This is a genomic window from Paenibacillus sp. NPDC057934 (genome assembly GCF_042887565.1).
GTDB lineage: Bacteria > Bacillota > Bacilli > Paenibacillales > Paenibacillaceae > Paenibacillus_AQ.
Map to the genome: position 1 here is coordinate 547,295 of NZ_JBHVPB010000001.1, position 18,406 is coordinate 565,700.

Annotated in this window: 17 protein-coding genes; 15 read left to right on the top strand and 2 right to left on the bottom strand. The window is 52.3% G+C overall.

The genetic code is table 11. From position 1 onward, the window contains the following. The first annotated feature begins 225 nt into the window (after positions 1–225). Together rsmD and coaD are read left to right on the top strand one after the other, a co-directional pair. A complete protein-coding gene (rsmD, locus tag ACFVRY_RS02705) occupies positions 226–834 on the top strand; it encodes a 16S rRNA (guanine(966)-N(2))-methyltransferase RsmD (protein WP_387496973.1) in 609 nt (202 codons plus the stop codon). Further along, a complete protein-coding gene (gene coaD, locus ACFVRY_RS02710; RefSeq protein WP_387496976.1) occupies positions 818–1,336 on the top strand; it encodes a pantetheine-phosphate adenylyltransferase in 519 nt (172 codons plus the stop codon). The genes rsmD and coaD overlap by 17 nt, the downstream gene beginning before the upstream one ends. Here the strand turns inward: coaD and ACFVRY_RS02715 are convergent. Then, on the bottom strand, positions 1,308–2,549 hold the full coding sequence (locus tag ACFVRY_RS02715; protein WP_387496979.1) for a nucleoside recognition protein: 1,242 nt from the start codon (positions 2,547–2,549) through the stop codon (positions 1,308–1,310). The two genes, coaD and ACFVRY_RS02715, sit on opposite strands and share 29 nt — an antisense overlap. A 158-nt stretch (positions 2,550–2,707) precedes the next feature. On the opposite strand from ACFVRY_RS02715, the gene ACFVRY_RS02720 reads away from it, so the two are divergent. Then, positions 2,708–3,745 carry a SepM family pheromone-processing serine protease gene (locus ACFVRY_RS02720; RefSeq protein WP_387496982.1) on the top strand — a complete coding sequence of 346 codons (1,038 nt, stop codon included), beginning with the start codon at positions 2,708–2,710 and terminating at the stop codon, positions 3,743–3,745. On the opposite strand, the gene ACFVRY_RS02725 is transcribed toward ACFVRY_RS02720, so the two are convergent. After that, positions 3,735–4,979 (bottom strand): tRNA(Met) cytidine acetate ligase, encoded by a 1,245-nt coding sequence (locus ACFVRY_RS02725; RefSeq protein WP_387496985.1) that lies wholly within the window; start codon positions 4,977–4,979, stop codon positions 3,735–3,737. The two genes, ACFVRY_RS02720 and ACFVRY_RS02725, sit on opposite strands and share 11 nt — an antisense overlap. A 161-nt stretch (positions 4,980–5,140) precedes the next feature. Between ACFVRY_RS02725 and ACFVRY_RS02730 the strand changes: the two genes are divergently transcribed. The 12 genes from ACFVRY_RS02730 to ftsY all read left to right on the top strand — a co-directional run bounded on the left by ACFVRY_RS02730 (position 5,141) and on the right by ftsY (position 18,287). Beyond that, the gene (locus tag ACFVRY_RS02730) at positions 5,141–5,650 is read left to right on the top strand and encodes a YceD family protein (RefSeq protein WP_066369735.1); all 510 of its coding nucleotides are present in this window, start codon (positions 5,141–5,143) and stop codon (positions 5,648–5,650) included. Positions 5,651–5,715: 65 nt separating this feature from the next. Further along, on the top strand, positions 5,716–5,889 hold the full coding sequence (gene rpmF, locus ACFVRY_RS02735) for a 50S ribosomal protein L32 (protein ID WP_026263995.1): 174 nt from the start codon (positions 5,716–5,718) through the stop codon (positions 5,887–5,889). 265 nt (positions 5,890–6,154) lie between these two features. Continuing rightward, a complete protein-coding gene (fapR, locus tag ACFVRY_RS02740; protein ID WP_387496988.1) occupies positions 6,155–6,751 on the top strand; it encodes a transcription factor FapR in 597 nt (198 codons plus the stop codon). Then, positions 6,735–7,724: a phosphate acyltransferase PlsX gene (gene plsX / locus ACFVRY_RS02745; protein ID WP_387496990.1), complete on the top strand. Its 990-nt coding sequence runs from the start codon at positions 6,735–6,737 to the stop codon at positions 7,722–7,724. The genes fapR and plsX overlap by 17 nt, the downstream gene beginning before the upstream one ends. Positions 7,725–7,732: 8 nt before the next feature. Then, the gene (locus tag ACFVRY_RS02750; protein WP_387496993.1) at positions 7,733–8,722 is read left to right on the top strand and encodes a beta-ketoacyl-ACP synthase III; all 990 of its coding nucleotides are present in this window, start codon (positions 7,733–7,735) and stop codon (positions 8,720–8,722) included. Between the two features lie 79 nt (positions 8,723–8,801). Beyond that, the gene (gene fabD, locus ACFVRY_RS02755; protein ID WP_387497737.1) at positions 8,802–9,725 is read left to right on the top strand and encodes an ACP S-malonyltransferase; all 924 of its coding nucleotides are present in this window, start codon (positions 8,802–8,804) and stop codon (positions 9,723–9,725) included. A gap of 61 nt (positions 9,726–9,786) precedes the next feature. Next, a complete protein-coding gene (gene fabG, locus ACFVRY_RS02760; protein ID WP_387497739.1) occupies positions 9,787–10,536 on the top strand; it encodes a 3-oxoacyl-[acyl-carrier-protein] reductase in 750 nt (249 codons plus the stop codon). Positions 10,537–10,658: 122 nt separating this feature from the next. After that, entirely contained in the window at positions 10,659–10,892 is a 234-nt protein-coding gene (gene acpP / locus ACFVRY_RS02765) for an acyl carrier protein (RefSeq protein ID WP_066369713.1), read from the top strand. A 191-nt stretch (positions 10,893–11,083) separates the two neighbouring features. After that, positions 11,084–12,322, top strand: a complete 1,239-nt coding sequence (gene fabF / locus ACFVRY_RS02770; protein ID WP_387496997.1) for a beta-ketoacyl-ACP synthase II — start codon at positions 11,084–11,086, stop codon at positions 12,320–12,322. Between the two features lie 12 nt (positions 12,323–12,334). Continuing rightward, positions 12,335–13,039 (top strand): ribonuclease III, encoded by a 705-nt coding sequence (gene rnc, locus ACFVRY_RS02775; RefSeq protein ID WP_066369703.1) that lies wholly within the window; start codon positions 12,335–12,337, stop codon positions 13,037–13,039. A 341-nt stretch (positions 13,040–13,380) separates the two neighbouring features. Further along, positions 13,381–16,950 carry a chromosome segregation protein SMC gene (gene smc / locus ACFVRY_RS02780; protein WP_387497001.1) on the top strand — a complete coding sequence of 1,190 codons (3,570 nt, stop codon included), beginning with the start codon at positions 13,381–13,383 and terminating at the stop codon, positions 16,948–16,950. Between the two features lie 347 nt (positions 16,951–17,297). Continuing rightward, positions 17,298–18,287, top strand: coding sequence for a signal recognition particle-docking protein FtsY (gene ftsY / locus ACFVRY_RS02785; protein ID WP_387497004.1), 990 nt, complete (start codon positions 17,298–17,300; stop codon positions 18,285–18,287). The last annotated feature ends 119 nt before the right edge of the window (positions 18,288–18,406 follow it).

The window sequence follows — 18,406 nt, forward strand, 5'->3', positions numbered from 1 at the left end:
TCCGCGGTTGTCTACGACATTTTGTGATGTCGATAACTACATGATGTCCCGGCTTGCTCGATCTTATACATACGGCTTTAGAAATTGCTTAGAAAAGGTGGGAGGCCGTTACATCCGACATAAAGATACAAACTTTTTATTTCGGCGGGCGAATGTGGTACGATAGGCGTGAACTTGTGCCCTTTTTGGCATAATAAACAGAGATATAAGCAGGTGAGCAAAGTCGTGAGAGTGGTATCGGGAAGTGCAAAGGGGAGGCCCCTTAAAAGTGTTCCGGGAAGTGGGACAAGGCCAACAACCGACAAGGTGAAGGAAGCGTTATTCAGCATGATTGGCCCTTATTTTGACGGGGGATCGGCGCTTGATTTGTTTGCCGGGACAGGCGGATTGGGGATAGAAGCCCTGAGCAGAGGTATGGACAGGGCTGTATTCGTAGACATGGAACCTAAAAGCATAGACACGGTGCGTGCCAACCTGAAGGCAACCAAGCTTGAGGGTCAGGCAGAAGTATACCGGAATGATGCAGGCAGAGCGATTAGCGCTTTGGAGAAGCGGGGGAGACGGTTCGATCTAGTGTTTTTGGACCCACCCTACCGGTTGAAGCATGGGGATGAACTGATGCTTGCTCTGGCCGAAAAAGGGCTGCTGGAAGAAGATGCGACGATTGTCCTTGAACATGAATCAGGATATGACTACCCTGAGGATATCAAGGGATTCTACAGAGTGCGGCAGGCTGTGTACGGAGAAACAACAGTCTCGATTTATCAGTATGAAGCCGCTGGACCGGATGAAACCGGAAGTGGTGGGGAGGAACAGGATGAGTCAGCCAATTAGAAAAGAACGCGTTGCCATATATCCGGGAACGTTTGATCCGGTCACCATGGGGCATATGGATATTATTCATCGTGCGGCCAAGCAGTTTGATCGTCTGATCGTGGCGGTGCTGAACAATTTAAGCAAAAATCCACTGTTCACCGTGGAGGAACGTACTGACCTGCTGCGCCAGGCTACAGCGGACATCCCTAACGTGGAGATCGACAGCTTCAGGGATCTGCTAGTTAACTATGTCCGGCAAAAAGACGCACAGGTCATTGTACGTGGTATACGCACCGTTACGGATTTTGAATACGAACTGCAGAATGCTTCCATTAATCATAGTCTTAGTCCGACTGCGGAGACTATTTTTATGATGACTAACCCGAAATATTCTTATCTAAGTTCCAGTGTGGTGAAGGAGATTGCTCATTTTGGCGGCAATGTCACTGATTTTGTCACACCAGAGGTAGAGCAGGCGATGAAGCTGAAGTTCAACCGGAATGCCGACGAAGTGAAGTAAAGAGGTACACTGCACCAGAAAGTAGCATGAGCAGGGCTAGCAGGGCGATTTGCATACCCAGCAGCTGTGGAAATGCGCTCCATAATGTATAAGTCTGTACGTCTCCGGCGGGCAGAATTTGTGTTCCCGTGAAAGTCGGCAGGGTCTTCTCCTGCAGTGACATAAGCGGCTTCCAGAGCAGCAGAGTTAATACAAAAGCGTAGCTGCCATGTAGCAGCCGGACTGCTGCGAAGGGAAGGAATCGCATGCCTGCTGATTTTAGCAGTGTCAGCACCTGAAGCTGCGCACAGATGCCGCTCCAGCCCAATGTCGCTGATAGCAGGGCGAAACCCAGGATACTGGTTGTTCCGTTCAGTGATGAAGTGGCAGTGGCTCCGGCTGTGCCAGTCATGTCGGTCAAAGCCTGGGCGCCCAGGTGAAGCTCCAGCAGACTGGCCGGCAGGGCTGCGGGGAGCTGCGGGAACAAGCGGACCAGGATGTTAATGATCACGGCGAACATAATAATGTAACCACCTACGATCATGAGATTCTGTACCGCATTGCCTACAGCTTCGCCCAGCAGCTTGCCGAAGCTCCGGCCATCCTGTGCCCGAGCATGAGCAGCAGCATTCGTGACCCGATGATACAGAGAGTCTCGCTTGCTATGCGATCCGGTCGCTGAGGTAGTTGGTTTTGAGGGTTGCCACCCCAGCCGGGCGGCAGTGAAGCCCGCTAGTAGGCCCGCCAGCCAATGCAAGACCAGCAGGCTATAGCCTGCTGCAGGATGGTGCAGCAGCGCTGCTCCGATAACGATAAGCAGCATTACAGGACTTGCAAAATGGACGAGCGAGGCGAGCCTTCCCGCTTCCTTGCCGGTAAGGCTGCCCTGTTTGTGAAGCTGGAGGACGCCCCCAGCACCGCCGGGGAATCCGGCAGTGGCGCCCAGGGCGAGTGTCCAGCCACTGGCTCCGGGCAGCCGGAAGACCCGGGTCATCAGCGGTTCCAGCAGCACGCCGATTCCGTGTACAAAGCCTGATGCGGTCAGCATCTCTGACAGCATTAGGAATGGCAGCAGCGCCGGGAAGACGAGGCTCCACCAGAGCTTCAGCCCTTGCAGCGAGGCTGCAAAGGACGACTCTGGCGAAGCCACGATGGCTGCGGCGAGCAGAATGGCCAGCATCCCGGAGAGAAACGGGATGGACCGGGCGCCGAGCCTGCGTATTTTAGTGTTCATTTCTGGGATCACCTCTTCATAACTTAGGACAGGGTGGTAATGTTATCAATTTATGCAGGGGAGACAACCGTCATGCCAAAGGCTGGTGGCGGTGTTTTTTCGATCAGCCAAGAATTTGCAAGTAATGGGGTATAGTCAGGGGAAAGAAGGGAACAACCGTGAAACAACTGAAGCGCCGGGCAGGACTTCGCTCTATAGTCTACCTTTGCACGTTTATAGTGGTCGTTTATGTATTTGTATTTATGAGTACGCCATACATCATGTACCAGCCGGGCAGCGCTTCGGAGGTCGCTCCGATGATTAAGGTGGAGAATGGTGATCCCGCCGAGCAAGGAACCTTCATGATGACAACGGTTTCGGCCAGTTATGCCAATGTGGCACTACTGGTGGCTAATATGTTCAACAGCAATGCAGAAATTGCCCGTAAGGATACGCGACTTGGAGATAAGTCTGAAGCAGAATATGCAGCAGAGCAGGTCTATTATATGAACAGCTCTCAGTCTCTGGCAGTGCAGGCAGCCTATCATGCGGCAGGCATTCCTTATAAGGATATTACGGATTATCTCTATGTGTTCTCTGTTCCTAATCAGAGTAATAAGAGTCAGTTCCAGCCGGGAGACAAAATCTTGAATGTGGATGGTAATCCGGTAACGGATCCGGCGGCCCTCTCTACCCTGTTATCTGCGCGAAGCATTGGTGATAAGGTGAAAGTAACGTTGCAGCGTGCAGATAAGAAGCTGGAAGAAGAAGTTACGCTTGTGGAAGTTAAAGACAAGGGCGCGGCAGCCGGACGTCCCGGCCTTGGTGTGGTTATAGGTGCGGTTCAAAGAGTGGAGCCTCAGGAACCTGGGAAAAGCGTAAGCTTTGTCAACACAGATGTTGGCGGTCCCTCGGCAGGTCTGATGTTTACTATGGAAATTTACAATCGTTTGACGCCTGGTGATCTTACCAAAGGACATCGGGTAGCCGGAACCGGCACCATTGATGCAGATGGCGTGGTAGGACCGATTGGTGGAGTGAAGCACAAAATTGTAGCCGCAGACCGGGCTGGAGCTGAAGTTTTCTTCGTGCCAGTCAAGAATTACGATGAGGCTAAGGCGAAAGCAGATAAGATCGGGACAGCCATGAAACTGGTACCCGTATCTACGCTCACAGAGGCACTGGATTATATGAAAAAGCTTCCGGTCAAACCCTGACCGGAGGCTCCAGATAATCGCGGTACAGGTCCGCACGCAAGGGGTGCTGGAAGGCACCGGCATAAGCAGCAGCGGCCTGAATATCACGGGTAAGCTGTGGATGGGAGCAAAGCGCAGGCCGCAAGACGACGGGCAGGGAGGCGCTTTGCTTCATTTTTTTGAGCAGAGGCCGGCCACTTTCCCTAAATCCGAGGACACGGATATAGCCGGGACCCTCTGCCAGTGTGGAAGAAGCCAGTTCCTCCTTGCCGTGTCCCAGCAAAAGATGGAGCAATAGCCGCTGGAGGCGAGTTCGGGTGTAGCGTTTGCTCTTCACTGACTGGAGCAAGCTCTCTATCGTGAACTGCTCCAGCTCGGGCATGACGCGCAGCAGCCGGTTCTCCAGGCCTTCATTCATATCATGGAAGGCCCGCAGCTCGTCTGCGGTGCGGGTGGAGAGCAGATGACGCAGAGGAGCGCGGAAGCTCTCCCAGTCCAGTGGGCCGCGGCCAGCCGCGCGCTCGCGCTCCAGGATGGACAGGCTATATTCCGGCATATACGGCGCCGGAGAACCGCCCTCCCCCAGCAGCCGGCGGATCGCCGTGGCGCTGGCAATCGAGGAGCCGGGCTGAAGCGGATCATGGAAGCCTGCGCCGGTCCGCGGCACAGTAAGCGGAGTGATCTTGCTCTTTAGCCGGCGGAGAGCGATGAGATAATGCAGGCCGAGGCTGTTGTTCGGCTGGCGCAGAAGCTCAGCTGCGCTGCCGCTGTCCGGTTTCTCCTCTCCCGGGAGAAACCCTTCCCAGGCGACCGTCGCCGCTGCGCTGTAGGCGGCGGGGAAGCTCTCTCCGAGCGCCATGCGGCGGCGGATTTCGCCCTGAAGCTCGCTGCTTTCTTCGGCAAGGTATGCCGCAAGGGGCAGCAGCGAGCCCAAAGTGCCGACTTCGGAGCCGAAGCACAGGCTGTCCACGACCCCGGTCGCTTCCAGCAGGGCCACGGCCCCGTGGGCGAACCATTCTGCCGGCTGAACGGCATAGGCCACCGGCAGCTCAAGCACGAGATCGGCGCCCATATGGAGCGCCATCTCCGTGCGGGCTTGCTTGCTCACCGCCGCCGGCTCGCCGCGCTGGGTGAAGGGGCCGCTCATCACTACGATAGTGTGCTCGGCGCCGGAGATCTTTTTTGCCTCTCTGTAATGATGAACATGCCCGTTATGTAAAGGATTATATTCTGCAATAATACCTGCCGTTGTCACCGGTACCTCACTCCTGTATTGTTATAATAGTCGGCTCTTGGTTCCTGCCAATAGTTATATCATAATTCTCCGTCTTTTCTGAAACAATATAAAGGGAAAATGGTTGACAAAGCTAACCAATGCTAGGTATAATAAATTTTGTTTGTTTGGGAGTGATACTGATGAAGATTCACTTTCGCAAAATTGCGAATGCCGACGAGCCTCTGAAGCTCCATGAATCTGTGGATGTTAGTGAGGTTGTCAAAGGGCGCAAGGATATTCTGACTGTTGGACCACTCTCAGTGAACCTTAATGCGCTGCCCGCGGGTACCGATTGTGTGAACGTGGTGGGAACGCTGAGTGGAGATGTGGACATGTTATGTGGCCGCTGTCTTGAAGAGGCTCACAGTCATCTGGAGATTCCTTTTGCCGAGACTTTCAAGTGGCTGAAGCAGCCGGAACTTCCAGAAGACGAAGATGATGAACTCATCTACGTCAAGGATGAGAGTGTGGATCTTATCCCGTATGTGGAAGAACATTTCGTACTGCACTTACCGGATTCGGTAATGTGCAAGGCAGACTGTCTTGGTCTTTGTCATAATTGCGGACAGAACTTGAACGAAGGCACCTGCAGTTGCGACAACACAGTAGTCGATCCACGGCTTGCTGGGTTGAAAAACTTTTTCAAATGAAACATTGAATGAGACCTATCTCCCGCAGTTTACGCGGGTTAAATCGAATTAGGAGGTGGAAACACATGGCAGTACCTCAACGTAGAACGTCCAAGACACGCCGTGACAAACGTCGCACTCACTTTAAATTGGCTGTGCCAGGCATGGTTAAATGTGAACAATGTGGAGAATTGAAGCTCGCTCACCACGTATGTAAAGTGTGCGGAACGTACAAAGCAAGAGAAATCATCAAGCAATAGTTTTTGGCGAGATGACGAGCGCTCTCCTTTTATTATAAGAGGAGGGCGTTTCTTTTAATCATCAAATTACATAGCTTTAGATACAGATGAGAAGCCGCTTTGGAAGTCAATGCTTTATTTTTCCGGCGGCATGCTTTATACTACATATTAGTACCTGGTTCTAAGATGAACTTATAAGATTTCATATCCATATGGACAGCGGCCATTGCGTGGCCGGATGCTTTTGTTTTCAGCACGTGCCAGGAGGTGAGCCGCCATCGAGCGGATGTCTAAAAAGGATCGTCAACAGCATATGCTTCAGATTATCGGAAGCAATCCTTTCATGACTGACCGGGAATTGACCCGGCAGTTGAAGGTCAGCATCCAAACGATTCGTTTGGATCGGATGGAGCTCGGAATTCCGGAGCTGCGTGAGCGTATGAAGCAGATGGCTGAGCATTCCTATGATCAGGTGCGCTCGCTACCTGCGGATGAAGTGATAGGGGATATAGTAGACTTGCAGCTCGACAGGAGCGGCATTTCAATATTTGAGATTAGTGAGGATCATGTCTTCTCTAGAAATGGCATTGCACGCGGACATTACGTATTCGCTCAGGCCAACTCGCTTGCAGTCGCCGTGATTGACGATGAGATCGCCCTGACGGCTTCAGCTGATATCCGTTTCTTGCGTGTGATTCATCTGGGTGAGAAATGCATTGCCAAAGCACAAGTGCGCTCGCTCGCTGGGCGTGGGGGCAAGGCTGAGGTGGATGTATTCACATATGTTGGTGAGGAAATGGTGTTTCAAGGCCATTTTATCGTGTATCGGTCTGCAGTTGAAGAAAACAGCGAAGGGGGAAACCGCAGTGCGGATCGCCATTGATGCCATGGGCGGGGACAATGCTCCTGAATGTAACGTAGAGGGTGCATTGTCCGCGGCCGCGGAGTGGCAGGATACACAGCTTGTGCTCGTCGGAGACGAAGCTAGACTGTTACCACTGCTGAAGAATATGCCGTCTAACGTGACGGTGCGCCATGCAGGAGAGGTTATTGAGGCGGACGAAGAGCCTGTAAGAGCGGTGCGCCGCAAAAAGGACTCATCGATGGTCGTTGCCGGACGTATGGTGCGTGAAGGAGAAGCGGATGCCATGATCTCGTCCGGTAATACGGGAGCTCTCATGACGACCGGTCTGCTGGTTGTTGGCCGGATGGAGGGCATCGAGCGTCCTGCATTGGCGCCAATGATTCCGACGCTGGACGATGTCGGTGTGCTTGCACTGGATCTGGGCGCCAATATGGATGCCAAGCCTCAGCATTTGGCACAGTATGCCCTGATGGGTAGCATCTACCGCAACAAGGTGCATGGAATTTCCAAGCCGCGCGTTGGGTTACTTAACGTAGGTACAGAGCCAGGGAAGGGCAATGAACTGACGAAGGAAGCCTATCCGCTATTGGAGAATGTACCGGGTATTCATTTTATCGGGAACGTTGAAGCTCGTGATGTACTGACAGGTAATTGTGACGTACTGGTTTGTGACGGCTTTGCCGGTAATATTTTGCTGAAATCGCTGGAAGGTACAGCCGGAGCGATCTTCTCGCTTTTGAGAGAACAATTCAGCAAGTCGCTCAAGACCAAGCTCGGCGCAGCGATGCTGATGCCTGAACTGCGGAGCCTGAAAGGCAAGATGGACTACAAGGAACATGGCGGTGCGCCGCTGCTCGGGCTTGGCGGGTTGGTCGTGAAAGGGCATGGCTCTTCCGACGGCAACGCGGTCAAGAATGCGGTCCGTCAGGCGCGTATAGCTCTACAGGCGGGTCTTGTGCCAAGCATATCGAAGGAAATTAGCGGGAAGTGAGTGACAATATGAAGAATTTGCGGCCGGTTGGGATTATTGGGACAGGAAAGTATGTGCCTGAGAAGATCCTAACCAACAGTGATCTGGAAAAGATTGTGGACACCAATGATGAATGGATTGTGAGCCGGACAGGGATTCGGGAACGCCATATTGCAGCACCACATGAAGCAACCTCCGATCTAGCGTATGAAGCTTCGCTGAAAGCGCTGGAATCCGCTGGGATGAAGGCGGAAGATCTGGATCTGATTATCGTAGCAACGATTACTCCGGATAGTGCATTTCCTTCCACAGCCTGCATCCTGCAGGATAAGCTTGGAGCGAAAGGCGCTGCGGCCTTCGATTTGTCCGCGGCCTGCTCAGGATTCGTATACAGTTTGGCAACTGCCGTGGGCTTTATTCAGAACGGAATGTACAATAACGCACTGATTATCGGCGCCGACACGCTTTCTCGCATTACAGATTATACTGATCGTAATACTTGCGTGCTGTTCGGTGATGGTGCGGGTGCGGTAATTATTGGTGAAGTTCCTGAAGGTCGTGGCTTCCAGTCCTTTGATCTCGGTGCTGAAGGTTCCGGCGGCGATCTGCTAAAGCAAGAAGCGGGTGGATCCCGTCTCCCAGCCTCGCAGAGCACTGTGGAAGACAAGAAGCACTACATCTACATGAACGGGCGTGAAGTGTTCAAGTTCGCAGTCCGCATCATGGGGACGGCTACGGAACGCGTGCTTACCAAAGCTGGTCTGGCTAAAGAAGATGTGGATCTGTTCGTACCACATCAGGCGAATATTCGTATCATTCAGTCGGCGATGCAGCGGCTGGATTTGCCAGCAGAGAAATGTGTGATTAATGTAGATAGATATGCCAATACCTCGGCAGCTTCCATCCCGCTGGCACTGGTTGAAGCGGCGGAAGAAGGCCGGATGAAGGAAGGCGACAAAGTACTTATGGTCGGCTTCGGCGGAGGCCTTACATGGGGCGCATCCGTTCTAGTATGGTAATCTAACGTTGAACTGAAGAAGATAAAGGTAGAACGCTTGGAGTTTGGCTGCTACCTTTTACGGGAAGGGGATCAACATGATGGGTAAAATGGCATTTGTCTTTCCCGGGCAAGGTGCGCAGGCAGTTGGCATGGGTAAAGATGTATATGATGCGCTTCCAGAAAGTCGTGCAGTATTCGACAAGGGAGACGAAGTACTTGGGTTTCCATTGAGTAAGCTGGTATTCGAAGGTCCAGACAGTGATTTGAAGCAGACAGTTAATACTCAACCTGCGCTGCTGACAGCAAGTGTGGCGTATCTTAAAGCACTACGCGGACTTGGTGTGAAGCCGGATTATGTGGCTGGTCACAGTCTTGGGGAATACAGCGCGCTTGTAGCGGCAAGTGTTCTGTCCTACGAGGATGCAGTTAGACTTGTGCGTCTGCGTGGTCGCTTCATGGAAGAAGCTGTGCCAGGTGGACAAGGGGCTATGGCCGCGGTACTTGGCGCGGAGCGTGAAGCGCTGGCAGAGCTGTGCCGCAGCATTTCCGAAGAGAGTGGTCTGGTAGAGCTGGCTAATGTGAATTGCCCTGGACAGATCGTTGTATCTGGCTCCCAGGCTGGCGTAGAGAGTGTTGTGCAACGCGTCAAGGAAGCCGGTGGTAAGCGGGCCATTCCGCTTGAAGTAAGCGGACCGTTCCATTCTTCTTTAATGAAGGAAGCAGCGGAGCGTCTGGCTGCTGAACTCAAGAACATTACTTTCAATGCTCCATCCGTCCCTGTCGTTGTCAATGTCACAGCGGCACCAGTTAGTGATCCTGAAGAAATTCGTGAATTGCTGGTTCGTCAGGTGTATTCGCCTGTATTGTGGCAAGATAGTGTAGAACGGATGATTAGCGAAGGTGTAGACACTTTTGTAGAGATTGGTTCCGGCAGCGTACTAACAGGTTTGATCCGTAAAATTGACAAGAGTGTTAAGTTCGTCAACATCAACAGCCTAGAGAGTGCGCAGACATCCTGGTAAGCAGTTAGCTAATCAGGCGTGATAATAGCAGGAAGCATATCGAATGAAAGGGGATAAAACTATGTTCTCAGCATTACGGGGCCAGACAGCCCTTGTTACCGGCGCTTCGCGCGGCATTGGCCGCAGCATCGCGTTGGCGCTGGCGGAGCAAGGCGTGAAGGTGGCCGTGAACTTCGCCGGCAGTGAAGAAGCGGCACAGGAAACTGTGGCGCGGATTGTTGAGCTGGGCTCAGAGGGCATTGCCCTTCGGGGCAATGTCGGCAATGCCGGGCAGGCAGACCAGCTCGTGAAAGAGGTGCTGGACACCTGGGGGCGGATTGACATTCTTGTCAATAACGCTGGCATTACCCGGGATAATCTGATTATGCGCATGAAAGAGGAAGAGTTCGATCAGGTTATCGAAACGAATCTCAAAGGCGTGTTCAACTGTCTGAAGGCAGCTACACGTCCGATGATGAAACAACGTTACGGACGGATCATTAACATCTCCTCGGTCGTGGGTGTGACAGGGAATCCTGGTCAAAGCAACTACTCGGCAGCCAAAGCAGGTATTATCGGTCTGACGAAGTCAGCGGCGCGTGAACTGTCTTCACGGGGAATTACCGTGAACTGTATCGCACCGGGCTTCATCGATACCGATATGACCCGTGAGTTGTCCGATGAAGTCCGCAGCGGGCTGGTGGAAGGTATTCCGCTAGCACGCCTGGGACGGCCGGAAGACATCGCTAATGCGACAGTATTCCTGGCTTCCGAAGGGGCTGCTTACATGACAGGCCAGACACTCCACGTGGATGGCGGTATGTACATGTAAGCCCCGAAATGGGTCCAAAGCCTTGCTGGACAAGGGATTTGAGGAAGCCGGAAAGCGTTTATATCCGTCTATGGCATTTTGACTTCATATCTCGTATAATACCAAAAGAGGAGGTGAACCGGATGTCCGATGTATTGGAGCGTGTAACGCGCATTGTCATCGACCGCTTAGGTGCCGATGAAGCTGAGGTAACATTAGAAGCGTCTTTCAAAGATGATTTAGGTGCTGATTCTCTTGATGTAGTAGAATTGGTTATGGAATTGGAAGATGAATTTGATATGGAAATCTCTGATGAAGATGCAGAGAAGATTACGACCGTGGGTGAAGTTGTGAAGTACATACAATCTCATACCTAGAGTCATATGATTGAGAGTCCCGTTCCTGCTAAGGCGGGACTTCTCCTCATTTTTGCATCGTAATGGGCTTTGCAGGTGCTGTAGAGCGCCACTTATGGGGATAATTACTGAACCGCAGATCGTTTGTCCTGCTGCGGAAATTGCAGTTTATATAGGTTTGATCTTACAGTTAACAGATGAGGTGATTGCGTTTGAGTCATAGAGTGGTTATTACCGGAATGGGCGTAGTGACGTCATTGGGCAAGGATCTGAATACGTTCTGGGACAGTCTGATGAATGGCAAATCCGGAGTGTCCTTGGTAGAAGCATTTGATGTTAGTGAATACCCGACGAGAATTGCAGCTTCTGTAAAAGATTTCGATCCGGAAGAACTTTTTGGTCGTAAAGAAGCCCGCAAGATGGACCGTTTTGTACAGTTTGCGGTAGCAGCTGGCGAGGAAGCACTAAAGGATAGTGGCCTGAAGATTGGTGAGGATATTGACGCTGAGCGTATTGGCGTAGCTGTTGGTTCAGGAATTGGCGGACTTGGGACATGGGAAGATCAGCATAACCTTCTGCTTGAGAAGGGACCTAAACGTGTCAGCCCGTTCTTCATCCCGATGATGATCGCCAACATGGGATCTGGACAAGTGTCTATCAACCTTGGAGCCAAAGGCCCGAACACAACAACAGTAACTGCCTGTGCAACGGGTAGCCATTCTATTGGAGAGTCTTTACGGTTGATCCAACGCGGGGATGCGGATGCTATGATTTGCGGCGGTGCTGAAGCGACGATTCGCCCGACAGGCATGGCCGGTTTCTGTGCAATGAGAGCGATGTCGACGCGCAACGACGAGCCAGAGAAGGCGAGCCGTCCGTTTGACACTGACCGTGACGGTTTTATCATGGGTGAGGGTGCAGGAATTCTGATTCTTGAATCGTTGGAGCATGCACAAAAACGCGGCGCGAAGATTTACGCGGAAGTCATTGGCTACGGCCTTAGTGGTGATGCGCATCACATGACAGAGCCGGATCCGGATGGAGCAGCACGCTGCATGAAGATGGCCATTCGCGATGCTGGTATTAAGCCAGAGGACATTGATTACATCAATGCTCATGGTACATCGACTCCGGTAGGGGATCGGTCGGAGACTGCTGCTGTTAAGATGGCACTGGGCGATCATGCTTACAAGGTAGCCATCAGCTCCACTAAGTCGATGACAGGCCACCTGCTCGGTGCAGCCGGCGGAGTGGAAGCAATCATCTGTGGGCTTTCTCTGCAGAATGGTATAATTGCACCAACCATTAACCTCGACAATCAAGACCCGGAATGCGATCTTGATTATGTGCCGAATGTTCCCCGTAAAGCAGACTTGAACATTGTAATGTCGAATTCATTCGGATTCGGTGGACATAACGCAACCGTTATTTTGAAAAAATTCAATCAGTAAGGGGACAGTGCGGTGAAAGGAGACCTGAAGCAGTTACAGCATCAACTTCAAATCCAATTTCACGATTCTGTGCTTCTGAAGCAGGCCTTTACCCATGCGTCATACGTGAATGAACACCGATTTAATCAGCACCAGGACAATGAACGTCTGGAGTTTCTAGGCGACGCTGTCCTGGAGCTGACAGTCTCCGAGTATCTGTATAATCTGCTGCCGGACAGGCCAGAAGGAGAGTTGACCAAGCTGCGGGCCGCAATTGTATGCGAGCCATCACTGGTCAAGTTCGCCGAGAGTTTGGGCTTTGGACGGTATGTGCTCTTGGGAAAAGGGGAAGAACTTACGGGCGGACGTACTCGCCCTGCCCTGCTTGCAGATGTGTTCGAATCTTTCGTGGGAGCGCTTTACCTGGATCAGGGGTTGGAGGCAGCACGTTCCTTCCTGGATAACCATGTTTTCCCACTTGTAGAAACGGACGGCAAGCTTCAGATGCAGATTAGCGATTTCAAGACGGAACTGCAGGAACTGATTCAGCATCACAACATGGGTACGCTGGAGTATCGGATCATTGAAGAACGGGGACCTGCGCATGAGCGCGAATTTGTCTCCGAGGTATACATGGCCAGCCGTTCACTTGGCCGGGGAAGCGGACGCTCCAAGAAAGAAGCGGAGCAGCAAGCAGCAGCAGCGGCGCTGTTGCGTCTCAAGGAAGACGGTGCCTAATAATGCACCCGCTGCCCTGGAAAGGGGCGGCCGATGGGAGAGAGCAGCAATGGTCTGAATGCCGGCGTATAGGCGGAGGTCAGACCGTTGCTGCTCTTTTTTGAAAATATAAGAATTTATAGGTTCTACGCTATAAATCATCCTTATATTTCTCGCTGAAACAGATGCCGTCTCTTGAGGAGGGCAAAAATCGTTTCTACTTGTGAGACTTAAAGTTTGAGGTAATTCCGAGTTCAGTAAGTAATTATAAAGCCTTGCCATGCACGGAAGTTCTTGCAGGGTGAGGTTGTTTTAGGGTGCTGGACGCTATGGTATAATGGGTCAGAGGTGATTGGCGAGTCATGTTTTTGAAACGGATTGAATTAGCGGGTTTTAAATCATTTGCCGACAAGACGGAAATGGAGTTTGTACGCGGGATTACGGCTGTAGTAGGGCCTAACGGTAGCGGCAAAAGTAACATCTCCGACGGCATCCGCTGGGTGCTTGGTGAACAAAGCGCCAAATCGCTGCGCGGTGGCAAGATGGAGGATATCATTTTTGCCGGAAGCGATGCACGCAAAGCAGTGAATTACGGTGAAGTCTCGCTGACGCTGGACAATGAAGACCATACGCTGCCGCTTGATTTCAGCGAGGTCACAGTGACCCGGCGTGTTCACCGCAGCGGAGAAAGTGAATATTTAATCAATAAGCAGTCCTGCCGCCTGAAGGACATCACAGAATTGTTCATGGACACAGGAATCGGACGGGAAGCCTACTCCATTATTGGACAAGGCCGGATTGAGGAGATTCTCAGTACCCGTTCAGAGGACCGGCGGGGAATCTTCGAAGAAGCTTCAGGTATTGTCAAATACAAATCGCGCAAGAAGGATGCTGGCCGCAAGCTGGATGAGACTGAGCAGAACCTGCTCCGTATTCACGACCTGCTGAGTGAGTTGGAAGATCAGGTAGGTCCGCTGAAGGAGCAATCCGAGAAGGCGATCCGCTACAAGGAACTGCGTGAACAGTTGAAACAGCTAGAAATCTCGGTCTATGTGCATCAGATTGAAGGCATTCATACGTCTTGGCAGGAAGGTAATGCCAAGCTTGAAACGCTGCGTGACGAGCAATTGGAGCTGGCGACAGTAGTCTCCGCCCATGATGCGAAGCTGGAGAGCGGGCGATCTGCCCTACGTGCGCTTGAAACACAGGTTGAGGAGCAGCAGGGGCAGTTACTGCGCTACAGTGAAGCCTATGAGAAAAGCGAAGGTTTGGGTGAGGTACTCAAGGAACGTCACCGGAATCTGGAGAGCAATCGTGAACAACTGATGCTTACGCTGGGCTCTGTAGGTGAACGTTCTGCGGATCGTCAGCGTGAGCTGGCTGTCCTGGCGCAGAAGCTGGAGCAGTCCAGATCCGCCCTGGCTGAGCTGCGTGGTCAACTGAGTGATGAGGAAGCCAAGCTGGAAGGTGTTGCGGATGGTATCAGCCAAAGTAAGGAAGAGAAGCTCAAAAGCGCCCTGCTAGAGTTAATGAACCTTATGGCTCAGGCTCGTAACGAAATCCGTTATGCGGATCAGCAGAAGGAGAACCTGGAACGGCGGATGAGTCGCAGCGAGGAAGAAGGCGACAAGTGGAATGTTCGCCATGAAGAGTTGATTTCTGCCCAGAAGGGGCTGAAGGATAAGATTACTCTTCTCGGTAAGGAGCTTGGCGAGTTGCGCAACGCCTATATTTCCGAGAGCGAACAGCTGAGCAAACGGCAGAAGCTGATTGAGGAGACCGGAGCGGGCTTACGCAAGTGGGAGCAGAAGCGGGAAGCTCAGGTCTCCCGCCATGAGACCATGAAGGAAATGCAGGATGACTTCGATGGCTTCATGCTTGGGGTCAAAGAGGTGCTCAAGGGTGCCCGCAAAGGTCAGCTGAGCGGGGTACACGGTGCCGTTGCCGAACTGATCTCGGTTCCCGAAAACTTGGAGCTGGCAGTGGAGACAGCCATGGGGGCGTCTCTACAACATGTTGTGATGGAGAATGAAGCAGTCTCCCGGCAAGCGATTGCTTTTCTAAAGCAGCGCCAGCTTGGACGGGCAACATTCCTGCCACTCGACGTCATTCGCCCACGGCAGATTACGGGCAGTGACCGTAGTCTGGTAGAGGGCGCAGAAGGTTTTGTTGGGATCGGTTCGGAGCTTGTTGGCTTCGACGACAAATACGCCAACATCGTAGGTAGTTTGCTAGGTAATGTGGTCATTGCTGAGAGCCTGGAGCAAGCTAACCGAATTGCGGCGAAATGTCAGTATCGCTACCGGGTCGTGACCCTAGAAGGCGATGTTGTCAATGCCGGCGGTTCGATGACCGGTGGTAGCCAGCACAAGAAGAACAACAGCCTACTGAGCCGCAAACGCCAGCTGGATCAGCTGAGCGGTGAGATTGAAGAGACAGAACGGCAGATTACCAAGCTGAAGCAGGGCATTGATCGACTTCGTGAGGAGCAAGAGAAGGCCAGCGTGAAGCTGGAGGATCTGCGCCATGCTGGAGACGAGAAGCGACTGGAAGAACAGCGCGTGTCCGGCGATCTGAAGCAACTGGAGCAAGAGCTGCGCCATGTGCTGGAACAGGTCGAAAGTGCCGGCGCACAGCGTAGCAGCTTTGAGAGTGAAGCTCGCAACCTCGAAGAGTCGCGCAAGCAGGCTACGGCCGAGCTGGAGCGGCTGGAGAAAGAAGAGAAGGATGCTCATGAGGCCATTCGTAGTGCTGAATCTGCCCGCAAAGCGAACGAATCGGCCAAGGAAGAGCTGCAGAGCAAGCTGACAAGTATGAAGGTCGCGGAAGGGAAGCTCGATCAGGAGATTTTCTCCCTGGAAGAACAGCTCCGCCGGATGAGACAGGATGTCGGCTCACAGGATAAAGAACTGCGTCAGAATCAGAATTTGCTGAATACGATTGAACAGGATATTGTCGACAATGAGCTCAAAGCCGTCAAGCAGAAGGAAGATATGAACAGCTACCGGATCAAGAAGGAAGAAACGGCCGGGAAACTGGATTTCTCGCGTGCTGAGCGGTCTGCGTTGACCCGTAAGCTGGAGCTTGAGGAAGGCGAGACCAAGGATCAGCGGCAGGCGCTGAAGGTCGTGGATGACAGACTGCGCTCTACAGAGGTCGCTGTCGGTAGACTCGATGTGGAACTGGACAACATTCTGCGCAAGTTGAGCGACGACTACGAGTTAAGCTATGAACTGGCGAAGCAACGTTATCCGGTTCCAGAAGATGTCCCTGCCACGCAGATGGAAGTACAACGTCTGAAGCGCAGCATTTCTACACTCGGGGAAGTCAATCTAGGTGCTATTGAGGAGTATCAGCGTGTACATGAACGCTTCACGTACCTGAGTGGCCAGAAGGATGATCTGGTGGAAGCCAAGACGACCTTGTATCACGTGATCCGCGAGATGGAAGAGGAAATGTCGAAACGCTTTAAGCAGACCTTTGATGCTATCCGCAAGGAGTTTGGAACTGTGTTCACGAAACTGTTTGGCGGGGGCAGAGCCGATCTGCAACTGCTGGACCCGGATCATATGCTGGATACAGGTATTGATATCGTGGCTCAGCCGCCAGGGAAGAAGCTGCAGAACTTGCAGCTGCTCTCCGGTGGAGAGCGTGCACTTACAGCCATGGCGCTGCTCTTCGCCATCCTGCAGGTCAAGCCGGTACCGTTCTGTGTACTGGATGAGGTCGAAGCCGCATTGGATGAAGCCAATGTGGTGCGTTTCGCCCAGTATTTGCGTGAGTTCTCTGAGCAGACGCAATTCATTGTCGTTACCCACCGGAAAGGGACGATGGAGGAAGCGGATGTGCTATACGGGGTCACGATGGAAGAAGGCGGCGTATCCAAGCTTGTCTCCGTGCGTCTGGAGGATGAGGAAGCCGTGATTGCTTAATACAGGATAGTTGCGGTTGAATGCAACCCTATAGATTGAACTGGGAAATTTAACTTTAGGAAGCGGAATGGAGGGGGATTTTGGAACTGTAGGAGCGATAGCGTCCGTCTAAAAGCTTTCCGAAGGAAAGCTCGCAACGGAAGCATAGGCTCTCCGGATTTTATCCGCGAATAGCGGTACAAACCCAAGAAATCTGGTGGCAACAGCGACCGGAAGTCCAAACATTCCACCGTAGTGACGACCAAGCCTTAAGTGGAAATCTTAAGTTCGTTTTATATAGATGTAGCCTGACACGACAGAGAAAATAATGAACAAGCTTTGTACTATGAGCGGAGTGGGGGAAGACAATGAGCTTTTTCAGAAAACTAAAAGAAAGCATCGCCAGCAAAACGGAGAGTGTAACCAAGCAATTCCGTGACGGTCTGGAGAAGACCCGCCAAGGGTTCGTCGAGAAGGTAGCAGACCTGATTACTCGTCGTAAAAAAATTGATGAGGAGTTCTACGAAGAACTTGAAGAAATCCTCATCGGTGCGGACGTTGGCGTCAATACGGTTATGACACTGGTGGAAGAGTTGCGTGCAGAGGTCAAGAAGCAACGGATCGAAGATGCCGCAGAGCTGCGGCCGATTCTGTCAGGCAAGCTGATGGATCTGCTGCGCGGCGACGATGACAACAGCCTGAAAGAGAACCCTGACGGTATCACCGTCATTCTCTTCGTCGGCGTTAACGGTGTTGGTAAAACTACCACGATCGGCAAGCTAGCTCACCGCTATAAGCAGGAGGGTAAAAAGGTTCTGCTTGCAGCAGGCGATACTTTCCGTGCAGGGGCGATTGAGCAGTTGGAAGTTTGGGGCCAACGTGCCGGTGTAGACGTTATTAAGCAGAACCCGGGCTCTGATCCAGCGGCAGTAATGTTCGATGCCGTGCAGGCAGCCAAGCAGCGTAATGTGGATATTCTGATCTGCGATACCGCAGGCCGACTGCAGAACAAGAGTAACCTGATGGAAGAGCTGAACAAAATCTTCCGTGTCATCCAACGTGAGATCCCAAGTGCCCCGCATGAGGTGCTAATGGTGCTGGATGCGACGACTGGTCAAAATGCTTTGACCCAAGCCAAACTCTTTGGTGAGAAGAGCGGTGTAACGGGTCTGGTCCTGACCAAGCTGGACGGTACAGCCAAAGGTGGTATCGTTGTAGCGATCCGCCAGGAGATGAACCTTCCGGTGAAGCTCGTTGGACTGGGTGAGAAAATGGGAGATCTTCAGCCATTCGACTCCCAGCAGTTCGTACATGCCCTGTTCGCAGGTATGATTGACGAGGAAGAGAAGGCAGAATAGTAAGTTTGCATGACAGACAAATCACAACGGGAATTGTATTACAATATAGAAAAGTGCGGAGTAGAGGAAGGGGTCCTCATGCTCCGCACTTTTTTCCATTTTGCGTATCGTAGATAACA